The following is a 21,788-nucleotide window of genomic DNA, read 5'->3' as shown; positions in this document are numbered from 1 at the left end:
CGGGGTGCTTGCCCGGCATCAGGCGACGGCAGGGAGGAGGGCCTTCACCGACGTGGTCCTCGCCCGGGCGATCGCGAACGTCGTGGCGGCGAGCGATCCGAGGAGCCAGAGGACGAGGCCGACGACGCCGGCCGCTGCTCCCGCGTCACCGATCGCGATCGCCTGCAGACCACCGAGAGCCGGTGCGATCGGCAGGAACGCGAGGATCTGGTCCAGCACCTGCGGAGCGGTCGCGATGATCCCGGTCGCCAGACCGACGAGCGCGACGATCATCGAGATGAACCGACCTGCACCACCGAACAGGGCGTTCAGTGCCTGGTTGGCGGCGGCGAAGACGAGCCCTGCGAGGACGGCGACCCCGGCGAAGCCGAGCCAGCCGCCCGCGTCGAGGTCCAGCAGCGGTGCGGTGATGACGGCGACGAGCAGGCCCTGCAGCATCCCGATCGCTCCGGCCGGGACGAAGGCCCCGAGCGCGAGCCGCAGCGATGAGCGGGTGGATCCGAACGCCCGCACGGGCACCGGCCGCAGGACGAGGAAGCTCGCGAGCGCACCCAGCCAGAGGGCGAGGACGGCGTAGAAGGGAGCGCTGTTCGTGCCGAAGGACACCGTCGCCGAATCGCCGGCCGAGACCGGGTCGGCGACGACGCCCGCGAGCGTCTGTCGGTCGGAGCTCGTGTAGGTCGGCAGGCTGTCGACCGCGCTCTGCAGACCGGACGCGAGCGAGGTGATTCCGCCGGACAGGGTGCCGGCGCCCGAAGCGAGCTGGTTCGACGCGTCGGCGAGCTGGGTCGTACCGGTCGCCGACTGCGCCGCGCCGTCGGCGAGTGCGGACGCCCCCGTCTGCAGTTGCGTCGTCCCGGAGGCGGCTTTGGACGCGCCGTCGGCGAGGCCTGCCGCTCCGGCCGCGATCTGCGCCGCCGCGGTGTTGATCTTGGCGATGCCGTCGACGAGTGCGGGCATGCTGGAGGAGAACCGCTTGGTCGTCGTCGCCAGCGATGTGGTGCCGGGATACCCGGTCGAGACGTCGCCGTCGGTGAGGGCGGTGGCGGTGCCGACGGTCGTGAGGATGTCCTTGCACAGCGTCGGGTCGATCGCCGTCAGCGCTGCCGCCTTCACCGGGTCCAGGCAGCGAGCCGCCACGGACGTCGCCGCAGCCTTCGTCGCGTCGGCGACGCGGGAGGTTCCGGTCGCCGCCTCGGCGAGCCCATTGGCCCCGCCGACCAGCCCCGGGTTGTCCGCGCTCCCGTCACCCTGCGTCCCGGCGTACAGCGTCGCTGCTCCATTCGCGAGCTGGCTCGCGCCGCCGCTCAGTTGCGACGCACCGGACGAGAGCTGCGTGGCGCCGTCGGCCAGCGCATCCACCCCGTCGCTCAGCTGCGTCGCACCCGACGACAACTGCGTCGCGCCCGTGGCCAGCTGCGTGGTGCCGTTCGCGAGTTGCTGCGCACCCTGCGCGAGCGAGAGTCCGCCCGTCGAGAGTTGCTTCGCACCGTCGGCGGCCTCACCGAGCTGGTCGTGAAGGGTGTTGAACCCGACGTAGACGTTCTCGAGGTAGGTGGTGGTGAGCTGCCGACCGAGGAGCGAAGCCGCGGTCTGCGTGATCGTCTGGGAGATGGCGTCGTCGACGAGCTTGCTGCGGTCGCTCGTCGTGACGTCGAGGCGGGCGCGCTCGGCGTCGGCGGCGTCGCCGGAGAACGAGGTCGCCGCCTTCGAGAAGTTCTCCGGGATCGTCACGACCGCCGTGTATGAACCGTCGGCGAGGCCGGCCTTCGCGTCGGACGCGTCGGTGATGACCCAGGTGTAGTTGGTCTTCTGGTCGCCGTCGACGAGGCCCGCGGAGAGCTGACGTCCGAGCGGCACGGTCTGGCCGTCGACGGTGACCGGCTTGTCGTCGTTCACGATGGCGGCGGTCACCTGGCCGAGTCGTTCCGCCGGGTTCCACAGCGCCCAGACGAGTCCGCCCGCGATGACGAGCGGCACGAGGATGAGGCCGATGATCGAGAGGACCGTGACGCCCTTGCCGGAGCGGGCCCGTTCGAGGCGGTTCAGGATGGTGCTCATGCGTCGACCTTCGATTCAGCGATGGCGGTGGGAGTGGACGTGGTGGTGGAGGTGGTGCGGTCGAGGTCGAGCACCTCGGCCGTCGTGGTCGGCAGGACGTCGGTGAGCGAGGACGCGTCAGCGGTGCCGACGACGATCGTGAGCGGTCGGCGCGTGCGCTCCGCGGCCCTGGTCGCCGTCAGGAGGCGCTCGTACAGTCCGCGTCTCGTGTCGTCGTCCGGCACGGTGTCGACCCCGTCGAGGACGATGATGGCGGGGCGTTCCGCCAGCGCCGAGGCGAGCGTTCCGACGGGTTCACCGTGGTCGAGACGGACGTACGCGACGCGGGACCGCACCGCCCCGGCGCGGACCGGCAGGACCAGACCGGCGACCTTGAGCCGACCGTGGTCGGCTTCGAGGCGGCCGGCCAGCGTCAGCAGGAGGGCGGTGACCGAGACCGGGCGCGCGCCCTGTACCGCGAGCACGCCGCCGACGGCGACGGTCGTGTCGACGTCCTCGTACAGCGGTCCGTCCGCACCGGCCAGGGTGACTCCCGCGGCGGCGATGGCGACCTCGTCACCGTTGCGCCACTCGCGCAGCTCGAGTTCGCGCTGCAGCCCCTCGCCCTCGACGTCGAAGGACGGCAGGATGCGGTCGAGCCACTTCGGCAGGTACCAGGCGTGGTCGCCGAGGAGCGTGAGCACCGCCGGCACGAGGGTCATGCGCACGATGAACGCGTCGACGAAGACGCCGACCGCGAGCCCGAGGGCGATGGGCTTGATGTTCGTGTCGCCCTCGGGCACGAAGGCGGCGAAGACCGCGAACATGATGACGGCCGCGGCGGTGACGACCTTCGCCGAGCCGAGGAAGCCGGTCTCGACGGAACGCTTCGCGAGTCCCGAATGGACGAAGTCCTCGCGCATCCGGGAGACGAGGAAGACCTCGTAGTCCATCGCGAGCCCGAACAGGACACCCATGAGGATGATCGGCATGAAGCTGATCACCGGACCGGTCCTCGCGACGTGGAGGGCCTCGGCGAACACGCCGTGCTCGAAGACGAGGGCCACGACGCCGAACGACGCGGCGACCGACAGCAGGTAGCCGAGGGTCGCCTTGATCGGGACCCAGATGGAGCGGAAGACCATCGTCAGGAGCACGAGCGACAGGCCGACGACGATCAGGCCGAAGGGGAGGAGGGCTCCGCCGAGGCGGTCGGAGATGTCGATGCCGATGGCCGTGAACCCGGTGACCTGGAGGTCGACGCCGTACTCGTCCTGGAAGTACTGGTGCAGTCCCCGGATCTCGGCGACGAGGTCCTTCGTCGCCTGGGAGTCGGGACTGCCGCTCGGGATGACCTGGATGATGCCGGTGTCGGCCGTCGCGTTCGGGGTGGCGAGCGGGACGGCGGCGACGCCGTCGAGTCCCTCGATCTCCTGCTTGAGGTCGGCCATGAGTCCGAGCGGGTCGGTACTGCCGACGATGCCGCCGGTGACGATGAGTGGCCCGTTGAAGCCCTCGCCGAAGTGCTCGGAGACCAGGTCGTACGTCGTGCGGGCTCCGTCGCCCTCCGGCAGCGAACCGGCGTCGGGGAGCGCGAGTCGGAGCGACAGGGCGGGGATGGCGAGGGCGCCCAGGACGGCGACGACGGCGACGATCGTGACGATGGGGAGTCGCGTGACGCCTCGCACCCAGCCGAGGAAGAAGCGGTTGGGGTGCCCTTCGACAGGCTCAGGGACCGCGTTGTGGTGCTCAGGGACCGAGGCCTGTGGGCCGTCGACCGGCTCGGCGGCGCCCCGGGCCGCCGCGCGCTTGCCGGCCCGCCTGGCCTTCGGCCGGAGGCGCTCGCCGGCGAAGCCGAGCATGGCCGGGATGAGGGTGAGCGAGATGACGACCGCGATCGCGACACCGACCGCCGCGGCGACACCCATCGTCGTGAGGAACGGGATGTTCGCGACCGCGAGCCCGAGGAGGGCGATGATGACCGTGAGACCCGCGAAGATGACGGCCGAGCCGGCCGTCGCGGTCGCGCGGGCTGCTGATTCGGTCGGGTCGAGGCCGCTGCGCAGGCCGTCCTGGTGTCTCGAGATGATGAACAGCGCGTAGTCGATGCCGACGGCGAGTCCGAGCATGAGCGCGAGCATCGGCGTCGTGGAGGAGATCGGCCCGAAGACCGTCGCCACGAAGATGAGCGCCATCGAGATGCCGACCCCGAGCAGTGCGGTGATGAGCGGCATGCCCGCGGCAAGGAAGGAGCCGAAGGTGAGGATGAGGACGACGAGCGCGACGACCACGCCGACGAGCTCGATGACACTCAGCGTCGGGAGGCTGTTGCTGAAGAGCTGCCCGCCGAGGGAGGCCTCGGCGCCGGCCGGGAGCGCCTTCGCGAGGCTCGCCTCCGCGTCCTCGACGTCACTGATGGTGGCGGCGGTGATGTCGGTCTGCGCCCCGTCGAACTGGATCGAGATGAGCGCCGCCCGCTGATCCTCCGAGACCGCCCCCGTCACGTTCTCGTCGAACGGGGAGACCGCCTGCTCCACCTGCCCGATGTCGCCCAGGGCGGTGACGGCGTCGTCGATCGCCGATCGGACCCCGGCGTCCTCGACGGTGTCGCCCTCCGGTGCGACGACGATGATCTGCGCCGAGGCACCGGCCACCTGCGGGAAGGTGTGGTCGAGCGAATCGAGCGCCTCCTGCGACTCCGTACCGGGGATGGAGAAGGCATTGTCGGTGCCCTGGTTGAAGAGCAGCGCGCCGCCACCCGCGAGGGCGAGCACGGCGATCCAGAGGATCAGCACGAGCTTGCGGGCGCCGAACGCCCAGCGGCCGAGGGTGTAGAGCAGTGAGGACACGCGTCGCTCCTAGGGAGGTCGGCGCTGCTTGCAGGCGAGCCGACGGAGAGGTTCGGACAGGATCGATACAACGGTGTATCCGATACACGACTGTATTGGATACAGTGGTGTATCGGCAAGAAGTCGGTCGAGCTGTCAGTAAGGTGTCAGGATGCGCGTGCACGAAGCGGTCGAATCCCCGGGCGACGAAGCGCCGGTCGAGTCCGCGCGTCGGCAGCGGACGCGCGAGCGGCTCGTCGACGCCGCCTACGAGGTCTTCGCCGAGTTCGGCGTGCACGCCGCCTCCGTCGAGCAGATCAGCGAGCGCGCAGGCTTCACCCGCGGCGCCTTCTACTCCAACTTCGACTCGAAGGAGGAGCTGTTCTTCGCCCTCGAGTCACGCGAGAACCAGCTCCGACTCGACCGCCTGGAGGCTGGACTGCAGGCGGTCAGCCCGTCGCTCCTCGACGCAGCGGGCCGCTATACCGAGGGCTCGCTCGAGGCCCTGATCCGTGCCTTCCTCGAGCTCCAGCCCGATGACCGCCGCTGGTGCCTCGTCCAGTCGGAGTTCCGGATGCTGGCGATGCGCGACGCCGACGTCGCCGCCCGCTACCTCCAGCACCAGGAGAGCGCGGGCCGGCAGCTCGCCGCGTGGCTCGACCAGGCGGCCGGACTCGCGCACGTCCGGTTCACGATCCCGACGCCCGACATCGCGAACATCGTCGTCGCCCTCTACGAGTCGGCCATCCAGACGGCCGTGCTCATGGACCCGGACGGCGATGAGGGCTCACCGCGCGAGCTCGCGATGCGCACGCTCCCGGCCATCGTCCGCGCCCTCACCGAGTCGATCGCCGACTGACGTCAGGCCCGGCTCGTCGCGAGCGTTCCCGGTCACCCCCTCACAAGCAGGGCGGGCCCGATCCAGGAACTCCTGGATCGGGCCCGCGTCGGAGCAGCCCGGCAGCGGATCCGATTCAGCCACTGAGGGCCGACGTCGGTGGTGTCCTGGCCGCGCGAATCGCCGGGTAGAGGCCGGCGATCGCACCGATCGCCAGGGTCGCGCCGACGCCCGCGAGCAGCACCTCCGGCGGCACCGCCGTCGGCCAGTCGTTCACCGCGGCGACGATGCTCGTGACGCCGGTGCCGAGCGCGGCGCCGGCGACCCCGCCGAGGGCGGAGAGCAGGAGGGCCTCGGTGAGGAACTGGGACCGGATGTGGCCCCGCGTGGCCCCGAGGGCGCGACGGAGGCCGATCTCGCGCCGGCGCTCCAGGACCGAGATGACCATCGTGTTCGCGACACCGATGCCCCCGACGAGCAGGGCGACGGAACCGAGTCCGAGGAGGAGCCCGGTGAAGGCTTGATCTGCGGCCTGCTTCGCGGCAAGGGCGTCGGACGGCCTGGACACCTCCACCTCCTCGGGTGCCGCGGGGTTCACGGTGCGGGGGAGGAGCTCGCGGACCGCCTCGACGCGATCATCGGCGGACCGCTCGTACACCGTGGTCGGTTTGCCGTCGTACCCGAACAGCTCGGCGGCAGCCGTCTCGCCGATCATCGCGGTGGTGTCGAGTTCCGGGGCGAGTTCCAGGGGATCCAGGATGCCCACCACGGTGAAGTACTGCTCGCCGAGCTGGATCTTCGTGCCGACCGTCGTGATGCCGAGACGTTCGGCGGCTTTCGACCCCAGGACGACGGCTGGATAGCTTCCCGTCGCCCGGTTCAGCCACTCGCCGGAGGCGAGCCTCCCACCGACGACGTCGAGCAGGCTCTCCGTGACCGCCACCGCCCCGAGCCCGCCGCTCGACGCGCGGTCGATCAGGCTGTTGCGGTAGACGAGTACGTCCTGCAACGACGCTGCCGAGCCGGCCTGTTCGACGCCGTCGATCAGCCCGACCTTGCCGACGGTGTTCTCGGGGAGAGTGGCCGCCTCGCCGAACAGGTTCTGGCCCGGCTGGACGGTGAGGAGGTTCGTCCCGAGGGCCGAGAGCTGCGCCTGCAGTTTCGCCTGACTGGACGAGGAGATACCGACGACGGCGATCATCGCCGCGATGCCGATCGCGATCCCCAGCGCGGAGAGGACCGCACGCGTCGGCCGAGCCCGGAGACCGGTCGTCCCGAGCCGGAGGATGTCGCGGCCGAGGAGCCGTGACCGTCGGTCGTGGTCGGGGTACATACCCTGCTCCTTCATGCCGCCCGCCCCGAATCGCTCACGATCCTGCCGTCGCGGATCGCCACCTGGCGGGGGAGTCGCGCAGCGAGTTCGGCGTCGTGCGTGATCACGACGATGGTCGTGCCGGCCTCGTGGAGTTCGTGCAGCAGTTCGACGATGCTCGCGCCGGACACGGAGTCCAGGTTGCCGGTGGGTTCGTCGGCGAGGAGCAACGGCGGGTCGCCGACCACGGCGCGTGCGATCGCGACCCGCTGGCGCTCACCGCCGGAGAGCTGCGTCGGGCGGTGGCCGAGACGATGGCCGAGGCCGACGCGTTCCAGGGCGACGACCGCGCGACGACGGCGCTCGGCCCGGGGGACCCCGGCGTAGATGAGGCCGTCGGCGACGTTGTCCACCGTGGTCACGCCGTCGGCGAGGTGGAACTGCTGGAAGACGAAGCCGATGCGGTAGGCGCGCAGGGCCGACAGCTTCGCGTCGGCGAGGCGTCCGACGTCCGAACCCGCGATGCGGGCGGTCCCACTGGTGGGTCGGTCGAGCGTCCCGATGAGGTTGAGCATCGTCGACTTCCCGGAGCCGCTCGGTCCGACGATGGCGACGAACTCGCCCTCCTCGATCGTCAGGTCGACACCCGCGAGCGCGAGCGTGGGCGGCTCACCGTACTCGCGGGTGACGCCCTCGAGGTGGATGATCGGTGGGCCGGCCGGCCGCTCGGCTGCGGCGGACGAGGCCGTCATGGTGTCGGTCATGACACCGGCACCACGACGTCGAGACCCTCACGGATCCCGTCACCCGAGACCTCGACCCGACCATCGGCGAACAGACCGGTCGTGACCGGGACCTGACGGTGCTTCCCCTTCCCCTCGACGACCTCGACGCCGAACGTCTTGTCGTCGATCGCGATGAGCGCCTCCACCGGGACGGAGAGGACGTTCTCGCGTCGTTCCGTCGGGAAGCCGACCGTCACGGTCGCGCGTTGCAGATCGGCCGCGGCCGCCGGATCGTCGAGCGTGATGCCGACCGGGATCGTGACCTTCTTCTGTCCGTCGGCATCCGACTCGGTGGGGACGCCGACATCGGTCACCGTGCCGGTGGTGGTCTGCCCGCCGGGAAGGTTGACGTCGACCTTGGTCCCGACGACACCGAGACGCTGATCCGCGAGCTTCAGCGGGACGTCGATGCGCTTGTTCAGGGACGATACGGTGACGATCTTGTCGGACGCGGCGGTGCCGACCGCGGCGTCGATCGAGGCGATCCGGACGTCGCCGGGCATGAAGACCACCGATCCGAGTTCCAGGCGTCCGGTCTCCTCGAGCCCGAGCGCCTCCTGCCACCGTTCGATGGCGCGCGCGGTCGAGGACGCGAACTCGTCGTCCGGCTCGCGGTCGAAGTACCCGAGGGCGGCGAGGCTGGTCTCGAGTTGCCGCACGTCCGGTCCGTCGCTCATCCCGGACTCGAACGACCGCCAGGCGGGCAACGGTCCGTGCAGAAGCGAGACCGGGACGTTGTCGACGGCGTACAAGGTTCCGCCGAGCGACACCGTGCTGCCGGGGGCCGGCACCGCCGTGACGATGCCGGCCCCGCCGCCGATGGTCCGCTGGTCGGCGTAGTCGAGCGTGCCCGTCGCCTGGGTTGTTCCGGCGAGGTCGCCGGCGGTGATCGGCGCGGTGCCCGTTCGGACGGTGTTCGAGGGCTCTTCCTGACTGGTCGCCTCGGCCGAGGAGAGCACGGCGATGCTCGCGACGGCGCCGCCCGAGATCAGGACGGCGCCGACGCAGAGGGCTGCGATGATCCGGCGGCGGTCGGTCATCGGTTCGTCGAGCCGAGTGAGCTGCCGTTGCTCATGTCGAGGCCGCAGGCGTCGAGCACGTCTTCAGGCACGTCGCTCGGAATGTTCATCGCCTCACCCTTCACCGGGTCGGGGACGTCGATGCCGTTCTCGCGGAAGCACTCGGCCATCTGGAGCTGTTCTTCGAACCGGTCCGAGACGGGCACGTCGCCGCCCGCCGGTGCGGGCGGGGCTCCGAGCTTGTCGGTGCACGTCTTGGAAGCAGCGGTGAAGGCTTCCGGGTCCGCATCGCCGAGACTGATCGCGGCGCCGGAGCCGTCCTTGCCGGGGTCGGGCATGTCCACGCCCTCGTCGCGCATGCAGGAGGCGAAGGCGAGCTGCCAGTCCTCGAAGCTCTGAACCGTGGACGGCGTCTTCGAGCCCGGCTCGGATCCGGGTGAGCCCGATGCGCACGCGGCCAACGATCCGATGAGGAACGGGATCGCGATGAGGGCGGCGAGTCTGCCGGCCGGACGGCGGACGGAACGGGTGATGGTGATGTCGGACATCTGCACTCCTCAGTGGGTGGGGCTGACTGGTGACGACCAGTCCACTCGGCGGCGCGTTGTCCGGGCGTCAAGGAAAACGTTGACGTTCTCTGAACGTCCCGAACGGCACGGTAGATAACCGACACTCGGGGGTTGCTCGATCGGCGTCCGTACGATCCCGGAGTCACCACACCCAATCGAGAGGAACATCATGCGCGTCCTGGTTGCCGAGGACGAGGTCTACCTGGCCGAGGCGGTCCGAGCCGGCCTTCGGCAGGAGGCGATCGCCGCGGACGTCGTCCACGACGGCGACGCAGCGCTCGAGGCGCTCACGATCAACGACTACGACGTCCTGCTCCTCGATCGGGACCTGCCGGGCACCCACGGCGATGACGTGTGCCGAACGGTGGTCGCCGAGCATCCCGGTGTGCGCGTCATGATGCTGACGGCGGCACGTCGACTCGACGACACCGTGTCCGGCCTCGGTCTCGGCGCCGACGACTACCTGGTGAAGCCGTTCGAGTTCCCGGAGCTCGTGGCCAGGCTCCGCGCGCTCGCCCGGCGCACGGCGGAGTCGCGCCCTCCGGTCCTCGAGCGCGCGGGAGTGCGACTCGACCCGTTCCGGCGGGAGGTCTTCCGCGACGGCGTGTACGTGAAGCTGTCGCGGAAGGAGTTCGCGGTCCTCGAGCAGCTGCTGCTCGCCGACGGCGGGGTCGTGAGCGCCGAGACCCTCCTCGAGAAGGCCTGGGACGAGAACGTCGACCCGTTCACGAACACCATCCGCGTGACCATCTCGAACCTCCGCCGACGCCTCGGCTCGCCGTGGGTGATCACGACCGTCCCGGGCGCGGGCTACCGGATCGAGGGCGACTGATGCCCCGTTCCGACGCCGCGGGGTTGCTCAGCCGCCCGAACCGCTTGACGGTGCGCATGCGCTTGACGCTGACGTACGCGCTGCTGTTCACCGTCGCCGGCTCGATCATGCTCGCCCTCATCTACGCCTTCATGCGGTACGTCCCGACGTACGCGATCACCGCGGTGCGGGCCGATGCGGCCATGGACGGCGCGACCTGGCTGCAGGCGACCGTGCCGACCGAGGCCGCCGGGGCGGCCACCTATCAGCCGGTGGAGGGGCTGACCTCGGCGAACGGTGCAGCGGCACTCGTCGTCTCGGACCAGAGCGACATCCTGAACACGCTCCTCGTCTGGTCGCTCATCGTGCTCGTCGTCCTCGCGGCGGCGAGTGCGTGGGGCGGTTGGATCCTGTCGGGCAGGCTGTTGCGTCCGTTGCACGAGATCAACGTGGCCGCGCAGCGGGCGGCGACCGGATCCTTCGACCATCGGGTCGCCCTCGCGGGCCCGCGGGACGAGATCACCGACCTCTCCGACACCTTCGACCACATGCTCGAACGGCTCGACCGGTCGTTCCGCGCCCACCAACGGTTCGCGGCGAACGCCTCTCATGAGCTGCGGACCCCGCTCGCGACGACCCAGGCGATGCTCGACGTCGCGGCGACCAGCGACGACCTCGACGAACAGACCGTCAGGGGACTCATCGCCCGACTCCGTGAGACGAACACGCGCAGCATCCAGACCGTCGAGGCCGTCCTCGACCTCGCCGACCTCGAGCACTCGGAGCTGCGGGGTGAGAACGTGGCACTCGGAGAGCTGGCCTCCGAGGCCTGCGTCACCGCGGCCTCAGCAGCTCGAGCGCGCGGGATCGACTGCACGGCCGAGGTACAGGACCTCGCGGTCTGGGGCGACGAGGCCATGCTGCATCAGCTGTGCGGGAACCTCCTGCAGAACGCCGTCCGACACAATGTCGACGGTGGTTTCGTGCGGGTCTCGGTGCGCCGGTCGGGCGGGCCGGCGGGCGGCACGGTCGTCCTCCGGGTCGAGAACTCCGGCGAGTCGATCCCGGCGGACGTGGTCGCGAGGCTCACCGAACCGTTCTACCGCGCCGGCGGCCGGGTCGCGCGCGGTCCGGAGCGATCACGCGGGCTCGGACTCGCCATCGTGGAGAGCATCGCCGAGGTGCACGGGGCTGCGCTCGAGCTCACCGCGCGGTCGGAGGGCGGGCTGGTGGTGACGGTCACCTTCCCGCCGCGCCGCCCGGACGCGGATGCAGCGTCGTCGACTCAGCGCGCCGTGACGACGCGCTCGCCGCGGGCCCACACGAAGAAGCCGGCGAGGGTGAACGCCCCGTAGAACAGGTACATCGACGCCGAGACCCAGTACCCGGCGCCGAACAGGAGCGGCACACCGACCAGGTCGACCGCGACCCAGATGAGCCAGAACTCCACCCAGCGTTTCGCCATCCCCCAGGTGGCGAGGAGGGATCCCATGAAGATCCAGGCGTCGGCCCAGACCGGCTCGTAGGAGCCGAGTGCCCGGAACACGGGGATCAGGAGCAGCGTCCCACCGAGCAGGAGACCGACGAGGACGAGCCGCACCCGCCAGCCGGCCCAGCGGGGCCGGATCACGGCGACCGGACCGGTCGTCGCCTCGACCCGTTCGACCCGTCGCCACTGCACCCAGCCGTAGATCGACACGACGATGAACATGAGCTGGCGGCCCGCCTGTCCCAGCAGGTTGGTCGGGTTCGGCGTGTGGAAGACCGCGCCGAGGAAGACGGTCAGGAGGAGCGCGTTGCCGATGATGCCGACGGGCCAGGCCCAGGCACGGCGACGCATGCCTCCGAGGGCGCTCGCCAGGCCGAACAGGTTGCCGACGACCTCCCGCCAGAGGACCACCTGGTCGCCGACTCGGAACGTCGCGTCGAAGAGCCAGAGCAGGATCCCCACTGCAGTCCTCCGATCGGTCCGTGGCCAGATGATGCGCGGTCACGCGACCGACGGTCCACCGTACAACGTGCAGAGCCGCCTCCCGATCGGGAGGCGGCTCTGTGACGGTCCGCTGTTCGACAGCGTTCGCCGGCTAGCTCTCGGCGGGCAATGCTCCACCGGCGGCGATGACCTGCTCGAGGAAGGCGTCGGTGGCCTCGGCCTGCTTGCGCATGACGCGCTCGGCGTCCTCGGCGCTGCGTGCCTCGGCGGCCGCGACCAGTCCGGTGACGTACGCGGCGAAGATGTCCCACTGGAAGAAGTCGATCGTCGGCAGCGAGGTGTAGGTCACCCGCGTGTTCATCTGACGGGCGACCTGCTGCAGCAGCGAGTTGCCCGAACGCTCGACCATGAAGTCGGCGAAGGCGGACGACGACCGGAGGACGTGCTTGTCACGCGCCTCGATGTCCGCGAGCACGGCGTCGCCGAGTTCGCGGAACGCCGCGACGTCCTCGTCGGTGAACTGCGGGATGCTCCATCGTGCGCTGAGCTCGTGGAATCCGTTCAGGAGGCGCAGTGCTTCCGCGTACTGCTCGGCGGTGGGCTTCGCGACGCGGGTGTACCGCTGCGGGGCGGTCTCGACCAGTCCGATGTCGGCGAGCTTGCTGATCGCTTCGCGGATCGGGGTCCTCGAGACACCGAGCCACTTCTCGAGCTCCTCGTCGTTGAGGCGTTCCCCGGGCTCGAGGGTGCCGTCCTCGATGGCGGTCAGGAGCTGCTCGAAGACGATGTCGCGCAGGAGCTTCCGAGGGCTCGTCTCGACGGTTTTGGGGACAGGCATGGGACTCCGATCGTCGAGCTGGGATATGACCAGTTCAGAATACCGATATCCAAGGTGTGTTGGATAGTTTTGTGCCTCATGTGTTGTAGAACATGCCGGATGCACAGGTGTCGTCGGGCGCGCTGGGCCTTGCTATCCTGACGCGCACGGGTTGACCTGGAACGGCAGGAAGGTGGGACGCATGTCGGCGGATTCGGCGGCCAGCAGACCCCGCCATCGGCGGATCCATCTCTTCCAGACGCTCGGGGCGCTGCTGGGCGGTGTGACGCGCGTGACCGTGCCCGTCCTCGAGGACGCCGACCGAGCGGTGCTCGTCGCCGAGTTGGACGAGGTGTCGCGAGTGATCGGCCTGCAGGACCCGGTCGCCTACGCCGGGCTCTCCTGGCCGCTCATGGACCATCTCGTCGCCCTCTGTCCAAATCGCATCCTGGTCACGACCGCTCGCGACGCACTCGCGCTGCTGTCGCCGCAGCTGGAGGTCACCGCCGACACCGACTGGCTCGATTGGCCGTCGCTCGCGGTCGACTTCCCGATCCTTCGGGACGCGGTCGCGGAGGGGGACGCGATCGCCGCGGAACTGGCCGTGGAACGACTGTGGGGGATGGCCGCGACGCTTCCGTGAAGCATTCCAAATGCTGATATGCTGAAGGTGTCGCTTGCGACACCACTGCCGGAGACGCCGGTCAGGACATTCGGGTTCCTGGCTCGAGCGCCCGGTGGTGAGTCGGGTGGGTGGGTTTCGGGTATCCGCCCACCCGGCGTCTCGAGGTCCATCCAGCGACGACGCAGCCCCGACAACGACGCAGCCCCGAGAACGACACAGCCCCCGCGCCGTCGGGCGCAGGGGCTGTGTGGAGTCGGGTCGCTCAGCCGACGACCGGGCCGAACCGCTCGGGGAGCACGCTCTTCGACACCCGACGCAGTTCGGAGACCGGGATGGTCAGGACGTCCTGGATCTCGAGGGCGGGCTCGGTCGCGTCGCCGACGGCCGAGGCGTCGGTCACGCCGATGCGGAGCACCGGGTACCCGCGGCCCTCGCACAGGCCCTGGAACTTGACGTCGTCCTCGCGCGGCACCGAGACGATGACGCGTCCGGTGGACTCGGAGAAGAGCGCCGTCGTGAGGTCGACGCCGTCGCGCGCGAGCAGCTCACCGAGGAAGACCCGGGCGCCGACACCGAAGCGCATGACGCTCTCCGCGAGCGCCTGAGCGAGACCGCCGTCGGAGAGGTCGTGGGCGGAGGACACGAGGCCCTCCTTGGCCGCGGCGTGCAGCAGCTCGGCCAGCGTCTTCTCGCCGGCGAGGTCGACCTTCGGCGGCAGACCACCCAGGTGGTCGTGGATCGTCCCGGCCCAGGCGGAGCCGTCGAGCTCGAGTGACGTGGTGCCGAGGAGATAGAGGTTGTCGCCCTCGTCCTGCCATCCGCTCGGGATGCGGCGCGCGACGTCGTCGATCACGCCGAGGACGCCGACGACGGGCGTCGGGAAGATCGGGACGTCGCCCGTCTGGTTGTAGAACGACACGTTGCCGCCGGTGACGGGCACGCCGAGCTCGAGGCAGGCGTCCGACAGGCCGGCGACGGCCTCGGAGAACTGCCACATGACCTCGGGGTTCTCCGGCGAGCCGAAGTTCAGGCAGTCGGTGACGGCGGCCGGGACGGCACCGGTGACGGCGACGTTGCGGTAGGCCTCCGCGAGCGCGAGCTGTGCACCCTGGCGCGGGTCGAGCTGGCAGTAGCGGCCGTTCGCGTCGGTCGCGATGGCGAAGCCGAGGCCGGACTCCTCGTCGACGCGGATCATGCCGCCGTCGTCGGGGAAGGACAGCGCGGTGTTGCCCATGACGTAGTAGTCGTACTGGTTGGTGATCCAGCTCTTGTCCGCGAGGTTCGCCGATCCGAGGAGGGAGCGGAACTGCTGCTCCAGCTCGGCAGGGGCGTCGGTGCGGGGGAGGGCCGACGCGGAGTCGGCCTGCAGTGCGTCGATCCAGGTGGGGTAGGCGACCGGGCGCTCGTAGACCGGGCCGTCGACCGCGACGGTCGAGGGGTCGACGTTGACGATCTCCTCGCCGTGCCAGTTGATGACGAGGCGGCCGGTGTCGGTGACCTCACCGAGCACCGAGGTCTCGACGTCCCACTTGTCGGTGACGGCGAGGAACGCGTCGAGCTTGCCCGGCTCGACGACGGCCATCATGCGCTCCTGCGACTCCGACATGAGGATCTCCTCGGGCGTCAGCGAGGGGTCGCGCAGCAGCACGTGCGACAGCTCGACGAACATGCCGCCGTCGCCGTTGGCCGCGAGCTCGCTCGTGGCGCAGGAGATGCCGGCGGCACCGAGGTCCTGGATGCCCTCGACGAGGCTGTCGCGGTAGAGCTCGAGGCAGCACTCGATGAGCACCTTCTCGGCGAACGGGTCGCCGACCTGGACGGCCGGACGCTTCGTCGGGCCGTTCGCGTCGAAGGAGTCGGACGCGAGGATGGAGGCGCCGCCGATGCCGTCGCCACCGGTGCGGGCACCGAAGAGGACGATCTTGTTGCCGACGCCCGAGGCGTTGGCGAGGCGGAGGTCCTCGTGACGCAGGACGCCGACCGACAGGGCGTTGACCAGCGGGTTGCCCTGGTACACCTTGTCGAAGTAGGTCTCGCCACCGATGTTCGGCAGGCCCAGGCAGTTGCCGTAGGAGGAGATGCCGGCGGTGACGCCGTGCACGACGCGCGCGGTGTCGGGGTGGTCGATGTCGCCGAATCGGAGCTGGTCCATGACGGCGACCGGTCGGGCACCCATCGAGATGATGTCGCGGACGATGCCGCCGACGCCCGTTGCCGCACCCTGGAAGGGCTCGATGTAGGAGGGGTGGTTGTGGCTCTCGACCTTGAAGGTCACGGCCCAGCCCTCGCCGACGTCGATGACGCCGGCGTTCTCGCCCATGCCGACCATGAGGTTCTTCTTCATCTCGTCGGTGACCTTCTGGCCGAACTGGCGCAGGTAGATCTTGCTGGACTTGTAGGAGCAGTGCTCGCTCCACATGACCGAGTACATGGCGAGCTCGCCGCTCGTGGGACGACGGCCGAGGATCTCGCGGATCTTCGCGTACTCGTCGGCCTTCAGCCCGAGGGCGCCGTAGGGCTGCTCGCGGTCCGGTGTCGCGACGGCGTTCTCGACGGTGTCGGCGACGGCGGAGCTGGTGGGGGTGGTGGTCGTCACGAGGGCAGGACTCCAAAGGAAGTGGTGGGATGCCGGACCCACCAATCTTAGCGGCGTGCAGCGACGAACAGATCCTCGGATGGGCGTCGGAGGTCGACGCCGATTCGTCACGGTGCGGTGCAGGATTCGAGGTCTCTTCACGAGCTTCGAGATCGACCGTGACGATCGGTGCGATGGTTGCGTCCTATCACCAACGAAGCGATCAACCGCTCGCTCGAGACGAACCAGGAAGGGCAACACCATGTCGAACACCACCAACTCCCCGAAGCCCACCGTCACGAAGGGTGTCGTCGGCGAGAACAACGCCGCCACGCAGACGAACACCCACGGCAAGACGGTCATCGACAACGGCGTGGTCGCGAAGATCGCCGGCATCGCAGCCCGCGAGGTCCGCGGCGTGCACGCCCTCGGTGGTGGCGCAGCCCGTGCCTTCGGTGCCATCCGCGACGCCATCGGCTCCTCCGACCTGTCCCAGGGCATCCGTGTCGAGGTCGGCGAGACCCAGGTCGCCGTCGACGTCGTGATCGTCGCCGACTACCCGGTGGACCTGCAGGCCGTCGCGAGCGAGGTCCGCGCCTCCGTCATCCGCGCGATCGAGCAGTTCGTCGGCATGGAGGTCACCGAGGTCAACGTGACCGTCAGCGACGTCTTCATCCCGTCCGACGACGAGGACCAGAACGCCGAGGCGCGAGTCCAGTGACCGCCACCAACACCGGCATCCTGATCGGAGCCGTCCTCGCACTCAGCTGGGTCGCCTTCGGGTTCTGGGCGTTCGTGTTCGTCGCGGTCGCGATGGGGATCGGCGCCCTCGTGGCTCGCATCGTCACCGGCCAGACCGACCTGAACGCGATCGTCGACGCCGTCCGCGGGAAGCGCGTCTCGTCATGACCACCGCCGTCCTCGACCGGGGAGTCCCCTCGGCCGCCGAAGCGCCCGTCGTGCATCAGCACGGCGGGCCGGGCCGGACGCGGATCACCGCGAAGGCCCTCGAGCACGTCGCCGTGAACATCGCGGCCGAGTCGCTCGGGGTCCCGGCGGGACGTGTGAAGGTCGAGCTCGCCGACGACCAGGGCGCGCTCGCGCTCATCGTCACCTCGCCGATGCGTGCGATCCCACTGGCGCGCGTCTCGGCCGCCCCCGACGCGCTCCAGCGCTCAGGGGGCTCCATCGTCGAGCGCGTCTCGGCCGCCACCGGTGCCATCGCCGCTCGCGTCGAGCAGCTGTCCGGTTCGAGCGTCTCGCGCGTCTCCATCCGCGTGAGCGGACTCGAGATCGACCAGGAAGGACGCGTCTCATGACCGCCACCGCCACCGCAGCCACGACTCCGGCCGCCGGCCCGACGAGGGTGCTCCGGCGCCTGGCTCGCCGCGAACTGCACTCGCCGCGCTCGACCGCCGCGATCCTCCTCGCGGTCCTGCTCGTGCTCGTCGCGCTCTGGATCGCCGTGGAGACGGTGCTCGCCCTCATCGGCGTCCGCCCGCTCCTCGTCGCCCCGGGTGAGATCCCGGGAGCCGCGGCGAGCCTGCCGTCGACGCAACCGGTCATCCTCGGTGTCGCGGGGGCACTCGTGCTCCTGCTCGGAGTGGTCCTCATCGGGATCGCGCTCGGCCCGGGACGTCGTCACCGCCACCTGTTGTCGACCGGGCGCGTACTCGCGGTCGTCGACGACGAGGTCATCGCGTCGGCCCTCGCGCAGCGCGCTTCGACGACGGCTGCCACGCATCCTGATGGCACCTCCGTGGCCGTCGGGCGGCGGACCGCAGCGATCCGGATCACCCCGGCCAGCGGCATGAGCGTCGACCGGTCCGAAGTCGACCGCGCCGTCGCCGCAGACCTCGACGCGTTCGGCCTGCAGCCGTCGCTCCGGGCGACCACCTCCATCTCGTCGAACGGGAAGGTCGGACAGTGAACTCCACCAACCGCGGACTGAACCGTCTGCTCATCCTCCTCATCGGACTCGTGTTCGTCGTGATCGGGGCGGCGGCGCTCGCCGTCGTCACCGTGCCCGTCGTCGCGGACTGGTGGCGCGACAATCGGGCCGCCGTGCTCGACACGATCGACGGCTGGTTCGCCTGGAACCCATTCGCAGCGGTGTCCGGCGCGGACGCCGGTCAGACGGCCCCGGTCCTCGTCCCGATCGCCGGGATCGTGCTGCTCGTGGTCGTCGCCGCCCTGCTCATCTTGTTCGTCCTTCGCCAGGGGCGCGGCCGTTCCGGCGTCGTGCATCGCGCGACCGTCGAGCACGGCGACATCGTGCTCGAGACGGACGTCGCGGCCAATGCCCTCGGCGATGCCCTCGACGACACCGAGGCGTTCTCGTCCGTCCGCGTCTCCGCCTGGGACGTGAACCGGGCGCAGGCGCTCAAGGTCGCCGTCACCTGCCGGCGTGGCGTCTCGCCCCGCACGGCGGTGGAGACCGTCAGTACGGCGGTGGAGTCGCTCGACCGCCTGCTCGGCGTCGAACTCCCCGTCCTCGTCGAGGTCGGTGGCGGCTTCCGCGCCGCCAAGCCGAAGCGCGTCCTCCAGTGACCGTCACTGATCCGGACATGCCGGTGCAATTGCAAGCCCCCGTCCGAATCGGCTGATCCGCAGCCGCGCGTCGCAGAATGCCAGTGTCGCGGGATGAACCATCGGGACACATCAACGCCCCACGGCGATCCGTGGGAGAGGGAGCAACATCATGGGTAAGAAGATCCTCCTCATCATCGTCGGCCTCATCGCCTTCGGTGCCTACACGCTCGGCGCGAAGGCCGGACGCACCCGGTACCGCGAGATCAAGCACGCCGCAGAAGAGTTCTGGAACGACCCTCGCGTCGAGAAGGCGCGCAAGAAGGCCGTGAAGAACGCGAAGAAGGCCACGGCGAAGGCTCAGAAGGAAGTCCAGAAGAAGCTCCACTGAGCCCCTTCGCCCGTCCGTCCTCGGGCAGAACGCCGCCCGCTCGCCCCAGTCTGGGAGAGCGGGCGGCGTTCGTGCTCACAACACTTTCGACAGGAACGCGCGTGTCCTGGCGTGCTGCGGATTGGCGAGCACCTCGCGGGGCGCTCCCGTCTCCACGACCACGCCGCCGTCCATGAACACGAGCGAGTCGGCCACCTCTCGGGCGAACCCCATCTCGTGCGTCACGACGATCATCGTCATGCCGTCCTTCGCGAGCCCCTTCATGACGTCGAGGACCTCGCCGACCAGCTCCGGATCGAGTGCCGAGGTCGGCTCGTCGAACAGCATGAGCTTCGGATCCATCGCGAGGGCCCGCGCGATCGCGACCCGCTGCTGCTGACCGCCCGACAGGTGACCGGGGTATGCAGCCGCCTTGTCGCTCAGACCGACCCGGTCCAGGAGTTCCCGGCCGCGCTGCTCGGCGACCGCTCGCCGTTGACCCTTCACCTGCATGGGCGCCTCGATGATGTTCTCGAGCGCCGTCATATGCGGGAACAGGTTGAACCGCTGGAACACCATACCGATGTCGCGCCGCTGCTTCGCCGCCTCCTTGGGCTTCAACTCGTAGAGCTTGTCGCCTCGCTCGCGGTAGCCGATGAGGTCCCCCTCGACGAGCAACCGTCCGCCGTCGACCCGCTCCAGGTGGTTGATGCAGCGCAGGAAGGTCGACTTGCCGGAGCCCGACGGCCCGACCAGGCACATGACCTCGCCGCGTCGTACCGTCAGGGAGATGTCCTTGAGGACCGTGTTCGAGCCGAAGGACTTCACCACGCCCTCCGCGCGGACCATGTCGATCGTGTCCGTGATCGTCATCGTCGTTCTCCGCTCTCGCCGTCGGTTGGGCTCTGCTTGGCGCGCGCCTCCGCCTCCTGGACCTGGATGGCCTCGGTCGTGACGGGTGCCCCCGCGTCGATCCGGGTGAGGCCGCGCGCGAACCGCTTCTCCAGGAAGTACTGCCCCACCATCAGGATCGAGGTGAACAGCAGGTACCAGAGCGACGCGACGATGAGCAACGGGATCGGGTTGAACGTCTCGGACGAGATGTCCCGCGATCTCGTGTAGAGCTCCTGCGTGAACGGGACGGCCGTCACGAGCGACGTGGTCTTGAGCATCGAGATCACCTCGTTGCCGGTCGGCGGGATGATGATCCGCATCGACTGCGGCAGGATGACCCGCCGCATCGTCTGCGCCCAGCTCATCCCGAGCGCCGTCGACGCCTCCTCCTGTCCGCGGTCCACCGACAGCAGACCGGCGCGCACGATCTCCGACATGTAGGCGGCCTCGTTGAGTGCCAGCCCGATGACGGCGATCCAGAACGTGTTCAGCGCGGCATCGGTCGGCAGCTGCGCGATCGGCGGGAGGAAGGGCAGTCCGATGTTGAGCGTCGGATAGATCGTCGCGAGCAGGCCCCAGAAGACCAGCTGCACGTAGACCGGCGTCCCGCGGAACAGCCAGACGAAGCCCCACGCGATGGCCTTGAGCACCGGGTTCGGCGACAGCCGCATGATCGCGAGCACGACGCCGAGGACGATGGCGCCGATCATCGAGTACACCGTCAGCTGCAGCGTGATGAGCGCTGCCATGGTGATGCGCCGGTCGAAGACGTACTTGCCGACGGCCGGCCAGTCGTACGCCGGTCGCGTCGCCGCGTCGACCACGAACGCGACGAGCAACAGCACGATGATGACGGCGAACACGTTCCGCCAGGGATGGCGGAGCTTGACGACCTTCAACGGCACCGGGGGCGCGGACGCCGTCCCGGTGGTTCTGGAGTCGCTCATGGTCAGCTCGTCGCGCCGTTGATGTCGATCTTGTCGATGGCGCCGGACTCGACGCCCCACTTGCTCAGGATCGAGCCGTAGGTGCCGTCGTCCATGAGGGACTGCAGGGCGGCCTGGAGGGCCTTGCCGAGGTCGCCACGGTCCTTCGCGATCGGCATGCCGTAGAGGAACGTCGAGTAGACGTCACCGGAGAGTTCGAGCTTGCCGTCGCTCTGCTGGACGGCGTACTGCACGACCGGGGAGTCGGCGGTCATCGCGTCGGCGCGGCCGAGTGTGACTGCAGCCGTGGCCTCGTCCTGCGTGTCGTAGCCGAGGGCCTCGATCGCCGGCTTACCGGCGTCGGTGCAGGCCTGCGACTTGGCGGGGACGTCGTCGAGGGCCTCCGTCGTGCCGTTCTGGACGGCGACCTTCAGCCCGCAGGCGTTGTCGGGGTCGACGGACTTGCCCGCCAGGGTCGCCCACTGGATCCCGGCCGTGAAGTAGTCGATCATGTCGACCTGCTGCTGACGCTCCTTGGTGTCGAAGAACGACGACAGCCCGACGTCGTACTTGCCACCGGTGATGCTCGGGATGATGTTGTCGAACTTCGCCACCTGGTAGTCGGTGGTGAGGCCGAGCTTGCCGGCCATCGCGTCGGCGAGCTCGATCTCCCAACCGATCGGGTCGCCGTTCGCGTCCTTGAACTCATTGGGCGCGTAGGTCGCGTCGGTGCCGAGGATGAGCTTGCCGGCCTGACGGATGTCGTCGGGGAGGAGCGCCTCGGCGGCCTTGTCGACGGTCACCGCGGCGGTGGAGCCGGTGGCGTCGGGCGTGGCGACCTCGTTGTTGACGCAGCCGGTGAGCAGCAGCGCGGCGGCGGCCGTGAGTGCGGCCGGGAGCAGGTATCGGTTCTTCAT

Annotated in this window: 22 protein-coding genes; 10 read left to right on the top strand and 12 right to left on the bottom strand. The window is 69.7% G+C overall.

Annotated features, from left to right (window positions below; all coding sequences use genetic code 11):
• Positions 1-18: 18 nt before the first annotated feature.
• Positions 19-2,061: a YhgE/Pip family protein gene (locus tag AC4PMY_RS05685; RefSeq protein WP_491622179.1), complete on the bottom strand. Its 2,043-nt coding sequence runs from the start codon at positions 2,059-2,061 to the stop codon at positions 19-21.
• A complete protein-coding gene (locus AC4PMY_RS05680) occupies positions 2,058-4,889 on the bottom strand; it encodes an MMPL family transporter (protein ID WP_491622178.1) in 2,832 nt (943 codons plus the stop codon). Before AC4PMY_RS05680 ends, AC4PMY_RS05685 begins: the two co-directional genes overlap by 4 nt.
• A gap of 151 nt (positions 4,890-5,040) precedes the next feature.
• Here AC4PMY_RS05680 and AC4PMY_RS05675 point away from each other — a divergent pair, with 151 nt between their 5' ends.
• Complete coding sequence (locus AC4PMY_RS05675) at positions 5,041-5,727, top strand: TetR/AcrR family transcriptional regulator (RefSeq protein WP_064294157.1); 687 nt, start codon at positions 5,041-5,043, stop codon at positions 5,725-5,727.
• Between the two features lie 115 nt (positions 5,728-5,842).
• On the opposite strand, the gene AC4PMY_RS05670 is transcribed toward AC4PMY_RS05675, so the two are convergent.
• The 4 genes from AC4PMY_RS05670 to AC4PMY_RS05655 are packed head-to-tail and all read right to left on the bottom strand — an operon-like array spanning position 5,843 to position 9,370.
• Entirely contained in the window at positions 5,843-7,039 is a 1,197-nt protein-coding gene (locus AC4PMY_RS05670) for an ABC transporter permease (protein ID WP_491622177.1), read from the bottom strand.
• An 11-nt stretch (positions 7,040-7,050) separates the two neighbouring features.
• On the bottom strand, positions 7,051-7,782 hold the full coding sequence (locus tag AC4PMY_RS05665; RefSeq protein WP_491622176.1) for an ABC transporter ATP-binding protein: 732 nt from the start codon (positions 7,780-7,782) through the stop codon (positions 7,051-7,053).
• The gene (locus AC4PMY_RS05660) at positions 7,779-8,843 is read right to left on the bottom strand and encodes a peptidoglycan-binding protein (protein WP_083397434.1); all 1,065 of its coding nucleotides are present in this window, start codon (positions 8,841-8,843) and stop codon (positions 7,779-7,781) included. The genes AC4PMY_RS05665 and AC4PMY_RS05660 overlap by 4 nt, the downstream gene beginning before the upstream one ends.
• Complete coding sequence (locus AC4PMY_RS05655) at positions 8,840-9,370, bottom strand: hypothetical protein (RefSeq protein ID WP_083397435.1); 531 nt, start codon at positions 9,368-9,370, stop codon at positions 8,840-8,842. Before AC4PMY_RS05655 ends, AC4PMY_RS05660 begins: the two co-directional genes overlap by 4 nt.
• 190 nt (positions 9,371-9,560) lie before the next feature.
• Between AC4PMY_RS05655 and AC4PMY_RS05650 the strand changes: the two genes are divergently transcribed.
• On the top strand, positions 9,561-10,223 hold the full coding sequence (locus AC4PMY_RS05650) for a response regulator transcription factor (protein ID WP_064294162.1): 663 nt from the start codon (positions 9,561-9,563) through the stop codon (positions 10,221-10,223).
• Positions 10,223-11,557: a sensor histidine kinase gene (locus AC4PMY_RS05645; RefSeq protein ID WP_491622175.1), complete on the top strand. Its 1,335-nt coding sequence runs from the start codon at positions 10,223-10,225 to the stop codon at positions 11,555-11,557. The genes AC4PMY_RS05650 and AC4PMY_RS05645 overlap by 1 nt, the downstream gene beginning before the upstream one ends.
• Here the strand turns inward: AC4PMY_RS05645 and pnuC are convergent.
• The gene (gene pnuC / locus AC4PMY_RS05640; RefSeq protein WP_064294164.1) at positions 11,488-12,153 is read right to left on the bottom strand and encodes a nicotinamide riboside transporter PnuC; all 666 of its coding nucleotides are present in this window, start codon (positions 12,151-12,153) and stop codon (positions 11,488-11,490) included. The two genes, AC4PMY_RS05645 and pnuC, sit on opposite strands and share 70 nt — an antisense overlap.
• 133 nt (positions 12,154-12,286) lie before the next feature.
• Positions 12,287-12,973 (bottom strand): GntR family transcriptional regulator, encoded by a 687-nt coding sequence (locus AC4PMY_RS05635; RefSeq protein ID WP_079001387.1) that lies wholly within the window; start codon positions 12,971-12,973, stop codon positions 12,287-12,289.
• Positions 12,974-13,154: 181 nt separating this feature from the next.
• Here AC4PMY_RS05635 and AC4PMY_RS05630 point away from each other — a divergent pair, with 181 nt between their 5' ends.
• Positions 13,155-13,595, top strand: coding sequence for a hypothetical protein (locus tag AC4PMY_RS05630; protein WP_064294166.1), 441 nt, complete (start codon positions 13,155-13,157; stop codon positions 13,593-13,595).
• Between the two features lie 244 nt (positions 13,596-13,839).
• Here the strand turns inward: AC4PMY_RS05630 and purL are convergent, their stop codons facing one another.
• The gene (gene purL, locus AC4PMY_RS05625; RefSeq protein ID WP_491622174.1) at positions 13,840-16,173 is read right to left on the bottom strand and encodes a phosphoribosylformylglycinamidine synthase subunit PurL; all 2,334 of its coding nucleotides are present in this window, start codon (positions 16,171-16,173) and stop codon (positions 13,840-13,842) included.
• Positions 16,174-16,414: 241 nt separating this feature from the next.
• On the opposite strand from purL, the gene AC4PMY_RS05620 reads away from it, so the two are divergent.
• From AC4PMY_RS05620 to AC4PMY_RS05595, 6 genes are all read left to right on the top strand, one after another.
• A complete protein-coding gene (locus tag AC4PMY_RS05620) occupies positions 16,415-16,873 on the top strand; it encodes an Asp23/Gls24 family envelope stress response protein (protein ID WP_064294168.1) in 459 nt (152 codons plus the stop codon).
• Positions 16,870-17,061, top strand: coding sequence for a DUF2273 domain-containing protein (locus AC4PMY_RS05615; protein ID WP_056008790.1), 192 nt, complete (start codon positions 16,870-16,872; stop codon positions 17,059-17,061). The genes AC4PMY_RS05620 and AC4PMY_RS05615 overlap by 4 nt, the downstream gene beginning before the upstream one ends.
• Positions 17,058-17,471: a hypothetical protein gene (locus AC4PMY_RS05610; protein WP_064294169.1), complete on the top strand. Its 414-nt coding sequence runs from the start codon at positions 17,058-17,060 to the stop codon at positions 17,469-17,471. Before AC4PMY_RS05615 ends, AC4PMY_RS05610 begins: the two co-directional genes overlap by 4 nt.
• Positions 17,468-18,082 carry a DUF6286 domain-containing protein gene (locus tag AC4PMY_RS05605; RefSeq protein ID WP_079001394.1) on the top strand — a complete coding sequence of 205 codons (615 nt, stop codon included), beginning with the start codon at positions 17,468-17,470 and terminating at the stop codon, positions 18,080-18,082. The genes AC4PMY_RS05610 and AC4PMY_RS05605 overlap by 4 nt, the downstream gene beginning before the upstream one ends.
• Positions 18,079-18,702 (top strand): hypothetical protein, encoded by a 624-nt coding sequence (locus AC4PMY_RS05600; protein ID WP_064294171.1) that lies wholly within the window; start codon positions 18,079-18,081, stop codon positions 18,700-18,702. The genes AC4PMY_RS05605 and AC4PMY_RS05600 overlap by 4 nt, the downstream gene beginning before the upstream one ends.
• A 151-nt stretch (positions 18,703-18,853) precedes the next feature.
• Complete coding sequence (locus AC4PMY_RS05595; protein ID WP_064294172.1) at positions 18,854-19,072, top strand: hypothetical protein; 219 nt, start codon at positions 18,854-18,856, stop codon at positions 19,070-19,072.
• Positions 19,073-19,147: 75 nt separating this feature from the next.
• Here AC4PMY_RS05595 and AC4PMY_RS05590 read toward each other — a convergent pair whose 3' ends face one another.
• Genes AC4PMY_RS05590 through AC4PMY_RS05580 form a run of 3 tightly spaced genes read right to left on the bottom strand, consistent with a single transcriptional unit; the run spans position 19,148 to position 21,788 of the window.
• Complete coding sequence (locus AC4PMY_RS05590; RefSeq protein ID WP_064294173.1) at positions 19,148-19,924, bottom strand: amino acid ABC transporter ATP-binding protein; 777 nt, start codon at positions 19,922-19,924, stop codon at positions 19,148-19,150.
• Positions 19,921-20,892 (bottom strand): amino acid ABC transporter permease, encoded by a 972-nt coding sequence (locus AC4PMY_RS05585; RefSeq protein WP_199687141.1) that lies wholly within the window; start codon positions 20,890-20,892, stop codon positions 19,921-19,923. The genes AC4PMY_RS05590 and AC4PMY_RS05585 overlap by 4 nt, the downstream gene beginning before the upstream one ends.
• Positions 20,893-20,894: 2 nt before the next feature.
• Positions 20,895-21,788: an ABC transporter substrate-binding protein gene (locus AC4PMY_RS05580; RefSeq protein ID WP_491622173.1), complete on the bottom strand. Its 894-nt coding sequence runs from the start codon at positions 21,786-21,788 to the stop codon at positions 20,895-20,897.

Source organism: Plantibacter sp. MDV22-iso1 (genome assembly GCF_058408345.1).
This window is presented reverse-complemented; position numbering and strand designations above follow the sequence as displayed.